This is a genomic window from Luteimonas sp. 9C (genome assembly GCF_902506295.1).
Taxonomy (GTDB): Bacteria; Pseudomonadota; Gammaproteobacteria; order Xanthomonadales; family Xanthomonadaceae; genus Luteimonas.
Genome location: NZ_LR733312.1, coordinates 845,096 through 860,099, shown reverse-complemented (window position 1 = coordinate 860,099; position 15,004 = coordinate 845,096). Strand labels below are relative to the sequence as shown.

Sequence of the window (15,004 nt, the reverse complement as noted above, 5' to 3'; positions counted from 1 at the left end):
CAGCACCCGGAGACGACGACGGCGACAGCGCCGGCGACGCATCCGATGACGACACCCAGACCCCGTCGGACATTCCGTCCGACGACGACACCGCAACACCCAACGCACAAGACGCCCTCGCCGCAGACGGCGACAGCGACCGGAGCCATTCATGACGCAACATCGCAACACCGACAAACCCGCCCGTTCCCCGCTGTCGCTCAAGCGCGGCGAAGCCCCGGCCGCGGATGCCGCGCCCAAGCTCGAAGAGCGCCTGCACAAGGTGCTGGCCCAGGCCGGCCTCGGCTCGCGCCGCGCGCTCGAGCAGCGCATCGCCGACGGCCTGGTCAAGGTCAACGGCGAAGTCGCCCAGACCGGCATGTCGATCAAGGGCAGCGACCGCATCGAGCTCGACGGCAAGGTGTTCGTCGCCAGCGCGCTGACCGAACCGGCGCGCGTGCTGATCTACAACAAGCCCGAAGGCGAAGTCACCACGCGCGAGGATCCCGAAGGTCGTCCGACGATCTTCGAGGCCCTGCCCGCGCTCAAGGGTGCGCGCTGGATCGCGATCGGTCGCCTCGACATCAACACCACCGGCCTGCTGCTGCTGACCACCGACGGCGAACTCGCGAACGCGATGATGCATCCGTCGTACGAAGTCGAACGCGAGTACGTGTGCCGCGTGCGCGCGCCGGAAGGCGAAGAGACCGTGTCCGACAAGCTCGTCGATCGCCTCAAGCGCGGCGTCGCGCTGGAAGACGGTCCGGCCAAGTTCGACGAGATCGAGCGCATCGGCGGCACCGATTCGCACGACTGGTTCCAGGTGCTGCTCAAGGAAGGCCGCAACCGCGAAGTGCGCCGCCTGTGGGAATCGCAGGGCTGCCAGGTCAGTCGGCTCAAGCGCGTGCGCTACGGCCAGGTCACGCTGCCGCAGCCGCTGCTGCGCGGCCAGTCGCAGGAACTGCCGGACGTGCAGGTCGAAGCCCTGCGCAAGGAACTCAAGCTCGAGGAAGGGCCGCCGCCGGCGTTGACGCTGCAGCCGGTCATCGGCCAGCGCAAGGCCACCAAGTCGACCGTGCACCTGGGCAAGGGCGGCGCCGGCAAGGCCTATGTCAACGGCCACAACAGTGGCGCGGACGAAGGCCGCGAGCTGCGCCGCTTCGACAACGTGCGCGAAGACCGCGGTCGTGGCCGCGGCGGCCCGCGCAAGCCGCACGGGGGCCTGACGGTCAGCGGCGACGCCGCGGCCAAGCAGTCGCAGAAGCCGTTCAAGCAGCGCGCCGACAAGGGCTCGCGCGCCCTGCCCGAGGGCAATCCCGCCGCATTCCGCAGCTGGTACGTGCCCGACGGCGTGGAAACCGGTCCGACCGGTCACCGCAATGCCGACGGCCGGGGGCCGAAGAAGCCCTACGGCGGCGCCGGCGGCCCGAAGAAGCGTGGTCCTGGCGGGCCGGGCGGCGGCGCACAGGGTCCGCGCGGTGCGAGTGGCGGTGGACAGGGCCCGTGGGCATCGCGTCCTGCCGGTGGCGGTGGCGGCCCCGGACGCCCACGCGCGCCCTATGGTCATCCCGACAGCGCGCCGAGTTTTCCGTCCGATCACGCCAATCCGGGCAGCTTCAATCCCAATGCCGGTCCGCGCGGGCCGCGCCCGGGCGGCAACCGTGGGCCGAAGGGCCCGGGAGGTCGGGGTCCCGGTGGTCCCGGCGGCGGCAACCGCGGTCCGGGCGGACGTCCGCCGGGCGGCGGCAATCGCGGCCCACGCGGTGGTGGCGGTCGCTGATCGCAGACACATCGTGATGTGTTGACGCACGGGGCCTTCGGGCCCCGTGTTGCTGTGTGGCTGCGCAGACGCCGGGAGACGGCGCCTGCGACGTGCCGGCAGACGGGCGCTCCGACGCGAACGCCGCCTCCCGGGCGTACCGACGCTGCCGTCGACGGACGACTCGGTGCGGTTGCAAGCGAACCGGGCTGTCGCGCCGTCGCACTGATGCACCACGCGCAGGCCCGCGCAGCGCCCGACTTCATTCCCGCTTCACCGCGCCGCCTCCGGCGCACCACGTGCGCGATCCACAGTCACGTCTCCCGCCTGGATGGAGACCGCAGCTTGGATGGATATGCGCAATTCGATTTCGACGTCGTCGTCGTGGGCGCGAGCTTCGCCGGCGCCGCATGCGCCCTCGCCGCGCGCGAGGCGGGCCTGCGGGTCTGCGTGCTCGAGCGCAAGCACGATCCCGGCATCCGGCTACACACGACCGGCATCATCGTCGCCGAAGCGTTCTCGCAGACGCGGCTCGGTCGCATGCCACCGTCGCTCTACCGCGAGGTGCCGCGCGTCCGGCTGTATGCCCCGAGTCTGGACAGTCTGCAGCTGCAGGCCGACGACTATGCGTTCCTGACCACCGACACGCCGAACGTGCTGCGCTGGCTGGCCGAGGAAATGCGCAACGCCGGTGTCGATCTGCGATTGATGCAGTCGTTCACCGATGCGCAGCGGGACGGCGCGGGGTGGCGGATTACCGGACTCGGCAGCACACGCTGGCTGATCGGCGCCGACGGGGCGAAATCACGCGTCGCGCAACGCGCCGGCCTCGGTCTGGTCGACGCGTTCCTGTACGGCGTCGAGCACGAATTCCATGGCGCCGCGCTTGCGGAACCTGATGCGCTGCATTGCTTCATCAGCCGCACGCTCGCACCCGGTTACATCGGCTGGGCGGCACAATCGCCGACGGGGGTGCAGCTCGGGCTCGCGTTCCGGCATCGCCCGGACCGCCACGGCGTGCCGGACATCGACGGCTTCCGGGCGCGCATCGGCGCGGCGCTGGGGGTGCCGTCGACACTGCAGCCGGACGCCACGCGTGCCGGCCTGATTCCCTGCGGCGGACCGGTCGAGCGCCTCGCCGCGCCGGGCGTGATCCTCACCGGCGATGCGGCGGGCATCGTGTCGCCGCTGACCGCGGGCGGCATCCACTCGGCCTGGGCGCATGGCGACGCGATCGGCCGCGCGATCGCCCAGCACCGGCTCGGCGCCGATGTCACGCCCGAACGGATCGCGGAGCGCGCTGCCCCCCGGTTCCGCGTCAAACGCGGCCTGCGCTGGGCGTTCGACCACCTGCAGCTGGATTGGCCGGTGAACCTGCTGCTGCATTCGCCCCTGCTGCGTCGCGCGGCCGAGCAGGTCTATTTCCATCGCCGCGGCCGACACCGCGCAGATGCCTGATCCGACAGGAACACATACAAAAACGCGCCCGCCGGAGCGGACGCGTCTCGAAGCCTGCAAGGGCGCCGGGGCGGCGCCGCGGCAACGGCTCAGGCGGTCTGCAGTTCGCCCGACGGTGCCCGGCGGCGCGGACGGCTCGGGAAGGCGTGGCGCAGGATGCGCCAGCTGACTTCGGCGAACTGCCGCGGCAGCGAACCCGTGTTGTACGGCTGGCCATAGCGCTTGCAGATCTCGCGCACCTCGACCGACAGCGCGGCATAGCGATGCGCCGGCACGTCGGGGAAGAAGTGATGCTCGATCTGGTGACTCAGGTTGCCGGTCAACAGGTTCATCACCTTGCCGCCGCCGATGTTCGACGACCCGCGCAGCTGCCGCATGTACCAGTGACCACGCGATTCGTTGCGGATGCTCTCCTTCGGGAAGGTCTCGACATCGGCGGTGAAATGGCCGCAAAAGATCACGACGTACGTCCACACGTTGCGGATGCCGTTGGCGGCCAGATTGCCCAGCAGCACCGGCAGGAAGAACGGGCCGGCCAGCAGCGGGAAGATCAGGTAGTCCTTCAGCAGCTGGCGCCCCATCTTGCGTCCTACCGGCGCGAAATCGCGCGCCAGCTTGCCCTTGGGCATCTTGCCGGCGAAGAAGCGGCCCAGCTTGAGCTCCTGGATCGCCACGCCCCACTGGAAGTACAGCGCGAACACGACCGCGATCACCGGCTGCATCAGATAGAACGGGCGCCACCGCTGCTCGGGGAAGATGCGCAGCAGGCCGTAGCCGATGTCATCGTCCATGCCGCGGACATTGGTATAGGTGTGATGGCGGAAATTGTGCGAATGCCGCCAGTTGTCGCCGGTCGCCATGATGTCCCACTCGTACTTCTTGCTGTCGAGTTCGGGGTCGTGCATCCAGTCGTACTGGCCGTGCATGACGTTGTGGCCGACTTCCATGTTCTCGAGGATCTTGGCCAGCGCCAGGAACACCACGCCCGCGATGCACGCCGGCCACAGCAGCCACGGCACGAACGCGCCACCGATCGCGCCCACGAACAGCAGGCCGCGGCCGAGTACGGCGCAGTAACGCACCCAGCGCACGACGCGGCGGATGTAGGTGGCGTCGACTTTGCCGACCTGGGCCATCGTGCGCGTGTGCAGCGCATCGAGCTCGCTGCCGAAGGCATCGAGTTCCTGCGTGGAGAGACGGCGCGAGGCAGTGAGCTTGGACATGACGGCTCCGGTAGCTGAAGCGGGATGTTGCGAAACGATGGGGTTCAGAGATCGAGCACGAGGTCGGACACGGCGCTGCTGACGCACAGCTTCAGCGCGGCCGTCGCCTCGGTATTGGCGGCGCCGGTCCGCAGATCACGCGTGGCGCCCGCCGTCTTGCCACAGGCGCAGGTGTTGCAGATGCCCATGCGGCAGCCGGATTTCGGCTTGAGTCCTTCGGCTTCCAGCGCCTGCAGCAGCGGCACGCCGCGCGGCAGTTGCAGGGCGCGGCCGCTGCGCGCCAGGCGCACTTCGACCGTGCCGCTGTCGTCGGCCTGCGGGCGCGGCGGTGGCGTGAAGGCTTCGGTGCGCAGCAGCGGCACGCGGTCTTCGAGAAGCCCGGTCGCGGTGACGACGAAACCGCCCGGGCCGCAGGCGAACACCTGCCGGGTGGCGAGATCGGGCACCAGCGCATCGAGCAGCGCTGCGTCGATCCGACCGGCCGCCTCGTCGTCCGCGAGCGCGGCGTCGCGCGTCAGCACGAAGCGCACATCGAAACCGGCGTGGCGCGCGGCGAGTGCACGCAGTTCGTCGACGAAGCACAGCTCGGCGCGCGTGCGTGCCCAATAGACCAGCGTGACCGGCACCGGCATGCCCTGCCCGGCCAGCTGACGCACCAGTGCCATCAGCGGCGTCACACCGCTGCCGGCGGCGAGGAACAGCCACGCGCCATCAACCTGGGCCGGCAACACCAGCTCACCGAACGCAGGCCCGATATCGAACACGTCACCGCGGCGCGCGGCGGCCAGCAGGTGCCGGCTCATGCGGCCTTCGTCGACGCCCTTCACCGTGACTGTGATGCGGCCATCGGCCGCGACCGGCGCGTCCAGGCTGTAGCTGCGCGTGATCCGCACGCCGTCGATATCGGCGGTCAGGTTCACGTGCTGACCCGCCTGCGCCCCCGCCCAATGACGGTTGGGCTTGAGCGTCAGGGTGACCGCGTTCGACGCAGCGGGCGCATGCCCGACCACGCGCACCAACGGACGCTCCCAGCTCCAGGTCGGATGCAGGCGCTGCGCCCAGAAATCGAACACGGGCGGCACGACGAAGGGCGTGGCGAGCCTGCGCAGGCGGCTGCGGCGGGACGGCTTCAAGGGCTGGACGGTCGACATGGACGCCAATGTACACCCATCCGCACAGCCGTGTATACACTTGTACATTAATGGACACTGGTATGCTGCCCGCCCAGTCTTCCGACGGCCGACCGTGACCGCCCGCACCTTCGCACCCGACAGCGGCGACCCCGGCCCGGGCGCTGCCGACAGCCAGGCCGGACGCAAACCGACGATCGTCCGCGAGGATCTGATCGCCGCCGCCCTGCGGCTGACCGGCGCCCATCGCAGCGTCTCGACCTTGAGCCTGCGCGAGGTCGCCCGCGAGGCCGGGATTGCGCCGAACAGCTTCTACCGGCAGTTCCACGACATGGACGAGCTGGCGGTCGCGCTGATCGATCTGGCCGGCGAATCGCTGCGCACGATCGTCGGCGATGCCCGCAAGCGCGCCGTGGCGGGTCGCAGCATTGTCCGCGGTTCGCTGGAAGCGTTCATGGAACGACTGCGCGCCGACGACAAGCTGCTGCACGTGCTGCTGCGCGAAGGCACCGTGGGCTCGGACGCCTTCAAGCGTGCGGTCGACCGCCAGCTGCAGTTCTTCGAAGTGGAGCTCCGGGCCGATCTGGTCCGCATCGCCGGCGCCCAGGGCATGGTCTTCCACGAACCGGGCCTGGTGGCCCGCGCGATCACCCGACTGGTGTTCGCGATGGGCGGGACCGCCCTGGATTCGCCGCCCGAGCGTGACGAGGCCCTGGTCGACGAGCTGTCGCACATGATCCGCATGCTGCTGCGCGGCGCGCATGCGATGGGCAAGGTGAAGGGCGCGCGCTGATCGCTGTTCGCGGCGCCGTAGGTGCGTCGTGTGATCAGCGGCGAGAAGCGAGACGCCTCACCGGATTTCGAAGCGGTCCGCATCCAGCATGGCGGGAAAGTGCTCCCGGTGCGCCCGCAGCTGCTCGGCCGACAACATCGTCGTCGAGACGACTTCCTCGTCCATCGATTCGCTCAACGGGTGCCCCAGCATGTCGAGCACCGCACTGTCGCCCGAGTACGCCAGACCGTTGCCGTCCGTCCCCACGCGGTTGACGCCGACCACGTAACTGAGGTTTTCGATCGCCCGCGCGCGCAGCAGGGTCTTCCACGCATAGGCCCGCGCCGCCGGCCAGTTGGCGACGAACAGCTGCAGGTCGAAATCCAGACCGTCCGGGCGCTCGACGTCGAAGCGGTTGCGACAGAAGACGGGAAAACGCAGGTCGTAGCAGACCTGCGGATTGATCCGCCAGCCTTTCCACTCGACCGTCAGACGATCACGGCCGGCGGCGTAGCGCTTGTGTTCGTTCGCGTAGCGGAACAGATGGCGCTTGTCGTAGTGCTGCAACGCGCCGTCGGGCGTCGCCCACAGCATGCGGTTGTAGACGCCCTCGTCGTCGCGCAGCTGCACGCTGCCGGTGACCGCGGCATCGAGCGCGACCGCCTGTTCGCGGATCCATGCGACGGTCGGACCGTCCATGTCTTCTGCACGATCGATCGCGTCATTGCTGAAGCCGCTGGTGAAGGTCTCGGGCAGCACGACGAGATCGGTGCGGCCGTGCAGGGGCGCGATGAGGTCGCCGTAATAGGCGCGGTTGCCCGCCGGGTCGTGCCAACGGGTGGCGCCCTGGACGGTGGAGACGCGAAGGTTCTGCATGGCGGCATCCTGTGGGTCGCATCTGCGCGACCGATGCCGTGATTCTCGTCCCTGCCCCCTGCCCGCTCAAGCGCAGCGGTGGTGGGCGGCCGTGTGAACACGCACTCCACCGGCCACGCCCTAACGTGCGCATACGCCGTCCGCCCCGGAGTCCGCCATGCCCGAAACCATCTACGACGCCCTGCGCGAGAGCCACGAACGCCAGCGCTCGCTGTGCCGCAAGCTGTTGCGCGCGCCGCCGCACAGCGCGCGCCGGGTCGAGCTGTTCACCGAATTGCGCATCGAACTCGCCGCGCACGCCGCGGCCGAGGAGCGGTTCCTGTACGCGCCGATCCTGATGCACGACGCCGGGCTCGACGCGTCGCGCCACGCACTGCACGAGCACCACGAGATGGACGAGCTCGTCGAGGATCTGCAGACCCGCGACCACGCGGGCGCGGGTTGGATGGCGAAGGCGAAGCAGCTGTCGGAAAAGGTGCATCACCACCTGCGCGAAGAAGAGCGCAAATTCTTCCAGGTGTCGGGAAAACTGCTGACCGACGCGCAGAAGACCCGCGCAGCGCAGCGTTACCGCCGCGACCACGCGCGCATGGAAAAGACCCTGCGCAAGGGCTGATCGTCGCGCGGGGGTTCGATCCATCGAACTCGCGGGCGCGTCATGTGACGAGGGCTGGCGCCATCGCCCGGCGCCGGCGCTTCCGACTGCGGCGCGTCAGCCCTTCGCGGCGCCCGCCGCCTTCTGCTCGGCGATGAAGCGACGCACTTCTTCCTCGAGCACCGGCAGCGGCACCGAGCCCAGGTTGAGGATGGTGTCGTGGAACGGGCGCTGGTCGAACGCCGGGCCGAGCTCGCATTCGGCCTCGGCGCGCAGGTCCAGGATGGTCTTGTAGCCGATGTAGTACGACAGCGCCTGCCCCGGCCAGGAGATGTAGCGGTCCACCTCGGTCACGACATCGTGCTTCGCGAGCGCGGTGTGGCTGGCCAGATAGTCGATCGCCTGATCCCGGCTCCAGCCGTACTCGTGCAGGCCGGTGTCGATGACCAGACGGGCGGCGCGCCACATCTCGAACGTCAGGCGCCCGAATTCCTCGTACGGCGTCTCGTAGATGCCCATGCGCGTGCCGAGCCACTCGGTATACAGGCCCCAGCCCTCGCCGTAGCCGGAGAAGTAGGTCTGCTGGCGGAAGTCCGGACGCGCGGGTGCCTCGAGCGCCAGCGCCGCCTGGAAGCTGTGGCCGGGCGCGCATTCGTGCAGCACCAGCGCCGGCAGGTTGTAGAGCGGGCGCGACGGCAGGTCGTAGGTATTGAAGAAACAGGCGTCCAGGCCGCCGCGGCCCGAGGTGTAGATCGGCGCGATGTCGTCGGCCACCGGCAGGATCGTGAACCGGTAGCGCGGCAGCGTGCCGACCACGTACTGCAGCTGGCCGTCGATCTTCTTGGCGATCAGCGAGGCCTCGCCCAGCAGCTCGCGCGGGGTCTTGGCGTAGAACTTCGGATCGGTGCGCAGGTAGTCGATGAAGGCCGGCAGGTCGCCCTCGAAATCGGCGCGCCCCATCACTTCGCGCATCTGCGCGGTGATGCGCTCGACCTCGGCGAGACCGAAGTCGTGGATCTCGCGCGCGGTCATCTCGCGGGTGACGTATTCGCGGATCTGGGTCTGGTAGAACGCGCGGCCGTCGGGCAGATCGCTGGCGGCGATGGTCGTCCGCGTGCGCGGCAGATACTCGCCGCGGATGAAGGTCAGCAGCCTGGCGTATGCCGGAATCGTCTGCTCCAGCACCACGCGCCGCCCTGCGTCGCGCAGCTGTGTGCGCACGGGCTCGGGAATCGTGGTGGGAATCCGGTCGAAGGTCACCAGCAGCGGGTTCGTCTCGCCGGGCTCCACGTAGGACTCGAGCGTCTTGTCGCGCCCTTCGAGCGTCGCGCGCGGCACGCTCCAGCCACGTGCCAGGCCGGTTTCCATGTTCGCGATCTGTTCGTCGAAATAGCGCGGCACGTCGGACAGTCGGCCGATGAAACGACGCCAGTCGGCCTCGGTCTGGAACGGCTGGCGCGGCGTGATGCCGCCCCAGAAGAAGCTGTCGCTGTTGAACGGGGCTTCGTACGTGCGCCAGCGTGCGCTGGCCTCGTCGGCTTCGAGCGAGGTGCGGAACACCGCGGCATTGATGCGCTCCTCGCGGCCCAGCTGATCCAGCGGAATCGCGTCGAGCGCGTCCAGCGTGTCCTTCCAGTACGCCGCGCGGCGCGCCCAGGCCTCCGGCGTGACCGAGGGCATCCGGTCACTGCTCTGCCAGCGGCCATTGACCTTCTCGCGCACGAACTCCGCCTGCCGCCACTCCCATTCGCGCGTGTAGAGGTCGCGCAGCGCGGTCTCGGCCGCATTCGTCGGCGGCGCGAGCACCGGTGCAGGCATGTCCTGCGCGAGCACGGGTGTCGTCACGCCGAGCGCGAGCGACAGGGACAGGACGAGATGGGACAGCGTCATGTGGCGACGCGGGGCGACGGACATCGGCGACTCCTGGAAAGCGGTGGCAGGCGTGTCACGCCCGACGGTGGGACGCGGACGATTCCACAAGGATGCCGGGAATGGGTCTGGCGTGCATTGGGAAAACTGTGCCGGATGCGTCGAATGCCCCGGACGCGCCGAGCGCACTGGAGCGCGGCCCGCCGATCACGCGCGCCTGCCCCTCGTCCAGTCCACGCCACACTCACGACCCGGCGCACACTCTTGCGCCGAACCGTCCGGAATCTCCAATGGCCAGCCCCACGCCAACCACGCGCGTGCCGCGAGCACGCGCCGCCACCGCGCGACGCGCCGATTGATGGCGATGGCCACCTCTGCAACCGCACCCGCCGTCACGCCGCCGCGCGCGTCCGCGCCCGTCTTCGCCGCAGGCAATCCCGGTGGCGTGCTGCAAGCCGCGCTCGACGCCCTGTCCGACGGCGGTGCACCGGTGCTCGCACTCGTCGTCGAGACCGAAGGCTCGACCTACGCCTCCGCCGGCGCGCTCGCGCTGTTCGGCGACGGGCCTCAGGTCGGCTGGATCAGTGGCGGCTGTCTGGAGCCCGAGATCGCGCGCGTCGCGTCGATCGCCGGCGACGCAGGCCGCATCGAATGGCTGGAGATCGACACCACCGACGACAGTGCGCTGTTCTCGGCAAGCGCGGTCGGCTGCCGCGGCCGACAGGTACTGGCCCTGCTGCCGCTGGCGGCCCTGCGCGATGCCGCCGATGCGCTCCGCGCCTGGCTGGGAGGTGGTGAGTCACTGGACATCGCGCTGGAGCGCAGCGGCCATCTCGGGTGGCATGTGGGCACACGCGCGTGGGCGTGGACGCTGCCCGTCGGCGCCGTACCCGAGACACTGGCGCGGGACTGGCGGCTCGTCCTGCAGCGTGCACCCGAGGCCCTGATCCTCGGCGCGGGCCCCGAGGCGCCGACCCTGATCCCGCTGCTGCGGTCGCTGGGCTGGCGGGTCACCGTGGCCGAACGTCGCGCCCGATGGCGCGACGCGGCCGGTCCGCAGGCAGACCTGCGTGACCTGTCGCCCGCCGACGCGGTAGCCGCACATCCGGATGCCGACGTCGCCCTGGTGATGCACCACGGCTTCGAGTCCGATCTCGACGCCCTCACCGCGCTCGCCGCTTCGCGTATTCCGTTCGTCGGCCTGCTCGGGCCCGGGCGCCGCCGCGACGACCTGTGCACGCTGCTGCGGCCCGAGGCGCGCGAAGCGTTGGCGGGCCGCCTGCACGCGCCCGTGGGTGCCCCCCGCTGCGGCCGTGGTCCGGAAGCCATCGCCCTGAGCATCGCCACCCAGCTGCAGCAATGGCGCGGTAGCCGGCGCCAGCCGTCGACGCCGTAGGCAGACGCCCGCGATGCATTGACCGCATCACAACACCCGGGCGCGCATGCTGCGTTCGCGCGCTTCCGCGTACCCAGCCAGCCCATCGAGCCAGCCAGAGGAATGTCCATGTCTCCCCTCAACCGCCGGGAACTGTTGAAGGCCGGCGCCGCGTCGGCCGGCGCAGTCGCCATGCCCGCCGTCGCCCAGGCCGCCAATGCCGCGACCACGCCGCCCCCGTCGCGACCGCCCGTCCGCCAGCGCGTCTCGATGGAGGTCAACGGCGAGCGAGTCGAACGCGACGTCGACACCCGTACCACGCTGCTCGATTTCCTGCGCGAGGAACTCCAGCTCACCGGTACCAAGAAAGGCTGCGACCACGGCCAGTGCGGTGCGTGCACCACGATCGTCGACGGCCGCCGCATCAACAGCTGCCTGTGCCTGGCGGTGATGAGCGAAGGCGCGAAAGTCACCACGATCGAAGGCCTCGGCACACCCGAGCGGTTGCATCCGATGCAGGCCGCGTTCGTCAAGCACGACGGCTTCCAGTGCGGTTACTGCACGCCGGGCCAGATCTGCTCGGCGGTTGCGGTGCTGGGCGAGATCCGCGACGGCATCCCGAGTCATGTCACCGCCGATCTCACCGCACGGCCCGCCGTCAGCGGCAACGAGATCCGCGAACGCATGAGCGGCAACCTCTGCCGCTGCGGCGCCTACGCCAACATTCTCGATGCGATCGAAGACGTGGCCGGCACCTCGGGAGCACGCGCATGAAGGCCTTCGAATTCGAACGCGCGGACTCGCCCGCGGCCGCAGCCGCAGCCGCCGCGCGCAATCCCGGTGCGAAGTTCATCGCCGGCGGCACCAATCTGCTCGATCTGATGAAGCTGCAGATCGAAACGCCGACCCATCTGGTCGACGTCAACGGACTGGCGCTCGATACGATCGACGCCAGCGACGCGGGTGGTCTGCGGATCGGCGCGCTCGTGCGCAATACCGATCTCGCCGCCGACAGTCGTGTGCGCAAGGACTATCCGCTGCTGTCGCGCGCCCTGCTCGCCGGCGCCTCGGGCCAGTTGCGCAACCGGGCGACCACGGCCGGCAACCTGCTGCAACGCACGCGCTGTCCCTATTTCTACGACACCGATCAGCCCTGCAACAAGCGCCTGCCGGGCAGCGGCTGCGGCGCGATCAAGGGCTACAGCCGGCAGCTTGCCGTCATCGGCGGCAGCGCCGATTGCATCGCCACCTACCCCGGTGACATGGCCGTCGCCCTGCGGGCGCTCGATGCCATGGTGGAGACCGTGCGACCCGACGGCCAGTCGCGCAGCATCGCGCTCGACGACTTCTATCTCGCGCCCGGCAGTACACCGCAGCGCGACACCGTGCTCGAGGCCGGCGAACTGATCACTGCCGTGCTGCTCCCGCCGCCCGTCGGCGGCCGCCAGATCTACCGCAAGGTCCGCGACCGCGCGTCGTACGCCTTCGCCCTCGTGTCGGTGGCCGCCATCGTGCAGCGTGACGGCAGCGGGCGCGTGGTCGTCGGCGGCGTGGCGCACAAGCCCTGGCAGCGCGATGCCGCCGACGCCGAATTGCCGCAGGGTGCCAAGGCCGTCGCCGCGCGCCTGTTCGAAGGCGCAACGCCCACCGAGGACAACCGCTTCAAGCTGGTGCTCGCCGAGCGGACCATCGCCGCCGCACTGGCCGAAGCACAGGAGGCCACGTCATGAAGTTCGACACGCCCGCAGGCCAGAACCCGATCGACGCGATGCGCGTCGTCGGCCAGCCGCTCGACCGCATCGACGGCCCCCGCAAGGTCACCGGCACCGCCCACTACGCCTACGAATGGCACGACGTCACCGAACGCGCGGCCTACGGTCACGTCATCGGCGCCGGGATCGCGAAGGGCCGGATCGCCTCGATCGATACCAGCGCCGCGGAACGAGCGCCGGGCGTGCTGGCGGTCGTCACCGCGCAGAACGCCGGCAAGCTCGGCCAGGGCCGCATGAACACCGCGAAGCTGCTCGGTGGCCCCGATATCCAGCACTACCACCAGGCGATCGCGCTGGTCGTCGCCGAGACTTTCGAACAAGCGCGCGCCGCCGCTTCGCTGGTGCGCGTGGCCTACACCCGCAGCCGCGGCCGCTTCTCGCTGGAAGCCGAAAAGGACAACGCGGTGAAGCCGCAGGGCGGCGACACGCCGGCCGACACCGCGGTCGGCGATTTCGACACCGCGTTCGCGTCGGCCGAGGTCACGCTCGACGAGACCTACACCACGCCCGACCAGTCGCACGCGATGATGGAGCCGATGGCCTCGCTCGCCGAATGGGATGGCGACAAGGTCACGATCTGGACCTCCAACCAGATGATCGCCTGGGGCAAGGGCGATGTCGCCCGCACCCTCGGCATCGCGCCGGACAAGGTCCGGCTGGTATCGCCCTACATCGGCGGCGGCTTCGGCGGCAAGCTGTTCGTGCGCGCCGACGCCGTACTCGCCGCGCTCGGCGCCAAGGCCGCGAAGCGCGCGGTCAAGGTCGCGCTGCAGCGCCCCCTGATCGCCAACAACACGACGCACCGGCCGGCAACCCTGCAGCGCATCCGTATCGGCGCGAACCGCGACGGCCGCATCACCGCGATGGGCCACGAGAGCTGGTCGGGCGATCTGGAAGGCGGCGGTCCCGAAGTCGCCGTGCAGCAGACGCGCCTGCTCTACGCCGGCGAACACCGCATGAGCAAGATGCGCCTGGCGACGCTCGACCTGCCGGAAGGCAATGCGATGCGCGCGCCGGGCGAGACGCCCGGCATGATGGCGCTGGAAATCGCCATGGACGAGATGGCCGAGAAGCTCGGCATGGATCCGGTCGAATTCCGCATCCGCAACGACACCCAGGTGGATCCGGAAAAGCCGGAGCGTCCGTTCTCGCAACGCCAGCTGGTCGAGTGTCTGCGCCAGGGCGCCGAGCGGTTCGGCTGGAACGCGCGCAAGCCCAACGCCAGCGTGCGTGATGGTCGCTGGCTCGTGGGCATGGGCATGGCGGCCGGCTTCCGCGCCGCACCGGTGATGAAGTCCGGGGCACGCGTGCGGCTCGACGACACGGGCCGCATCACGGTCGAGACCGACATGACCGACATCGGCACCGGCAGCTACACCATCATCGCGCAGACCGCCGCTGAGACGCTGGGCCTGCCGATCGACGCGATCGACGTGAAGCTGGGCGATTCCGACTTCCCCGCCTCCGCCGGTTCCGGCGGCCAGTGGGGCGCCAACAGCGCGACCGCGGGCGTCTACGCCGCGTGCATGAAATTGCGCGAGGTCATCGCCACGACCCTGGCGCTGGATCCGGCGACCGCCGAATTCGCCGACGGCAAGGTCAGCGCCGGCGGCCGGTCGGTGGCGCTTGCGGAGGCGGCAGGCGCCGGGCAGCTCGTCGTCGAGGATGCGATCGAATTCGGTGATCTCGACAAGCAGAAACAGCTCGGCACGTTCGCCGCGCATTTCGTCGAGGTCGGCGTGGACATGCACACGGGCGAGACCCGCGTGCGGCGCATGCTGTCGGTCGCCGCCGCCGGACGCATCCTCAATCCGAAACAGGCGCGCAGCCAGATGATCGGCGCGATGACGATGGGCGTCGGCGCTGCGCTGAGCGAAGAACTCGCCGTCGACACGACGATGGGGTTCTTCGTCAACCACGACCTCGCAGGTTACGAGGTCGCGGTGCACGCGGACATTCCGGTGCAGGAAGTCGTGTTCCTCGACGAAGCCGACGCGGACAGTTCGCCGATGAAGGCCAAGGGCGTCGGCGAACTCGGGCTGTGCGGCGTGCCCGCCGCGATCGCGAACGCGATCCACAACGCCACCGGCGTGCGCGTGCGCGAATACCCGGTCACGCTGGAGAAGATCATCGACGGACTGCCGGCCATCGCCTGACCGGTTGCGGATCCACCGCCCCTCTCCAGCATGGGAGAGG

Annotated in this window: 12 protein-coding genes; 8 read left to right on the top strand and 4 right to left on the bottom strand. The window is 69.8% G+C overall.

All coding sequences use genetic code 11. From position 1 onward, the window contains the following. The first annotated feature begins 151 nt into the window (after nt 1–151). Nucleotides 152–1,759, top strand: coding sequence for a pseudouridine synthase (locus tag CURTO8I2_RS03760; RefSeq protein ID WP_159678784.1), 1,608 nt, complete (start codon nt 152–154; stop codon nt 1,757–1,759). A gap of 324 nt (nt 1,760–2,083) precedes the next feature. Next, nucleotides 2,084–3,196, top strand: a complete 1,113-nt coding sequence (locus tag CURTO8I2_RS03755; protein WP_236550993.1) for an NAD(P)/FAD-dependent oxidoreductase — start codon at nt 2,084–2,086, stop codon at nt 3,194–3,196. An 89-nt stretch (nt 3,197–3,285) separates the two neighbouring features. Here the strand turns inward: CURTO8I2_RS03755 and CURTO8I2_RS03750 are convergent, their stop codons facing one another. Together CURTO8I2_RS03750 and CURTO8I2_RS03745 are read right to left on the bottom strand one after the other, a co-directional pair. Further along, nucleotides 3,286–4,419: an acyl-CoA desaturase gene (locus CURTO8I2_RS03750; RefSeq protein ID WP_159678780.1), complete on the bottom strand. Its 1,134-nt coding sequence runs from the start codon at nt 4,417–4,419 to the stop codon at nt 3,286–3,288. 44 nt (nt 4,420–4,463) lie between these two features. Continuing rightward, nucleotides 4,464–5,570, bottom strand: a complete 1,107-nt coding sequence (locus CURTO8I2_RS03745; protein ID WP_159678778.1) for a ferredoxin reductase — start codon at nt 5,568–5,570, stop codon at nt 4,464–4,466. A gap of 175 nt (nt 5,571–5,745) precedes the next feature. Here CURTO8I2_RS03745 and fabR point away from each other — a divergent pair, with 175 nt between their 5' ends. Then, the gene (gene fabR / locus CURTO8I2_RS03740) at nt 5,746–6,342 is read left to right on the top strand and encodes an HTH-type transcriptional repressor FabR (RefSeq protein WP_236551113.1); all 597 of its coding nucleotides are present in this window, start codon (nt 5,746–5,748) and stop codon (nt 6,340–6,342) included. A 57-nt stretch (nt 6,343–6,399) separates the two neighbouring features. Here the strand turns inward: fabR and CURTO8I2_RS03735 are convergent, their stop codons facing one another. Continuing rightward, complete coding sequence (locus CURTO8I2_RS03735) at nt 6,400–7,197, bottom strand: amidohydrolase (RefSeq protein ID WP_159678774.1); 798 nt, start codon at nt 7,195–7,197, stop codon at nt 6,400–6,402. Nucleotides 7,198–7,354: 157 nt separating this feature from the next. Between CURTO8I2_RS03735 and CURTO8I2_RS03730 the strand changes: the two genes are divergently transcribed. Then, nucleotides 7,355–7,813 carry a hemerythrin domain-containing protein gene (locus tag CURTO8I2_RS03730; RefSeq protein ID WP_159678772.1) on the top strand — a complete coding sequence of 153 codons (459 nt, stop codon included), beginning with the start codon at nt 7,355–7,357 and terminating at the stop codon, nt 7,811–7,813. Between the two features lie 96 nt (nt 7,814–7,909). On the opposite strand, the gene CURTO8I2_RS03725 is transcribed toward CURTO8I2_RS03730, so the two are convergent. Continuing rightward, entirely contained in the window at nt 7,910–9,682 is a 1,773-nt protein-coding gene (locus CURTO8I2_RS03725; RefSeq protein ID WP_159681537.1) for a DUF885 family protein, read from the bottom strand. A gap of 343 nt (nt 9,683–10,025) precedes the next feature. Between CURTO8I2_RS03725 and CURTO8I2_RS03720 the strand changes: the two genes are divergently transcribed. The 4 genes from CURTO8I2_RS03720 to paoC all read left to right on the top strand — a co-directional run bounded on the left by CURTO8I2_RS03720 (nt 10,026) and on the right by paoC (nt 14,964). Beyond that, nucleotides 10,026–11,057 (top strand): XdhC/CoxI family protein, encoded by a 1,032-nt coding sequence (locus tag CURTO8I2_RS03720; protein WP_159678770.1) that lies wholly within the window; start codon nt 10,026–10,028, stop codon nt 11,055–11,057. 108 nt (nt 11,058–11,165) lie between these two features. Next, nucleotides 11,166–11,810 (top strand): aldehyde dehydrogenase iron-sulfur subunit PaoA, encoded by a 645-nt coding sequence (gene paoA / locus CURTO8I2_RS03715; RefSeq protein WP_236550992.1) that lies wholly within the window; start codon nt 11,166–11,168, stop codon nt 11,808–11,810. Beyond that, complete coding sequence (locus tag CURTO8I2_RS03710) at nt 11,807–12,766, top strand: xanthine dehydrogenase family protein subunit M (protein WP_159678766.1); 960 nt, start codon at nt 11,807–11,809, stop codon at nt 12,764–12,766. Before paoA ends, CURTO8I2_RS03710 begins: the two co-directional genes overlap by 4 nt. Next, a complete protein-coding gene (gene paoC, locus CURTO8I2_RS03705) occupies nt 12,763–14,964 on the top strand; it encodes an aldehyde oxidoreductase molybdenum-binding subunit PaoC (protein WP_159678764.1) in 2,202 nt (733 codons plus the stop codon). The genes CURTO8I2_RS03710 and paoC overlap by 4 nt, the downstream gene beginning before the upstream one ends. The last annotated feature ends 40 nt before the right edge of the window (nt 14,965–15,004 follow it).

What these genes read in the sequence shown, in the direction of transcription:
- CURTO8I2_RS03760 (WP_159678784.1), top strand. Translation starts at nt 152, where the DNA reads ATGACGCAACATCGCAACACCGACAAACCCGCCCGTTCCCCGCTGTCG.
- CURTO8I2_RS03750 (WP_159678780.1), bottom strand. Translation starts at nt 4,419, where the DNA reads ATGTCCAAGCTCACTGCCTCGCGCCGTCTCTCCACGCAGGAACTCGAT.
- CURTO8I2_RS03745 (WP_159678778.1), bottom strand. Translation starts at nt 5,570, where the DNA reads ATGTCGACCGTCCAGCCCTTGAAGCCGTCCCGCCGCAGCCGCCTGCGC.
- CURTO8I2_RS03735 (WP_159678774.1), bottom strand. Translation starts at nt 7,197, where the DNA reads ATGCAGAACCTTCGCGTCTCCACCGTCCAGGGCGCCACCCGTTGGCAC.
- CURTO8I2_RS03730 (WP_159678772.1), top strand. Translation starts at nt 7,355, where the DNA reads ATGCCCGAAACCATCTACGACGCCCTGCGCGAGAGCCACGAACGCCAG.
- CURTO8I2_RS03725 (WP_159681537.1), bottom strand. Translation starts at nt 9,682, where the DNA reads ATGACGCTGTCCCATCTCGTCCTGTCCCTGTCGCTCGCGCTCGGCGTG.
- CURTO8I2_RS03720 (WP_159678770.1), top strand. Translation starts at nt 10,026, where the DNA reads ATGGCCACCTCTGCAACCGCACCCGCCGTCACGCCGCCGCGCGCGTCC.
- paoA (WP_236550992.1), top strand. Translation starts at nt 11,166, where the DNA reads ATGTCTCCCCTCAACCGCCGGGAACTGTTGAAGGCCGGCGCCGCGTCG.
- CURTO8I2_RS03710 (WP_159678766.1), top strand. Translation starts at nt 11,807, where the DNA reads ATGAAGGCCTTCGAATTCGAACGCGCGGACTCGCCCGCGGCCGCAGCC.
- paoC (WP_159678764.1), top strand. Translation starts at nt 12,763, where the DNA reads ATGAAGTTCGACACGCCCGCAGGCCAGAACCCGATCGACGCGATGCGC.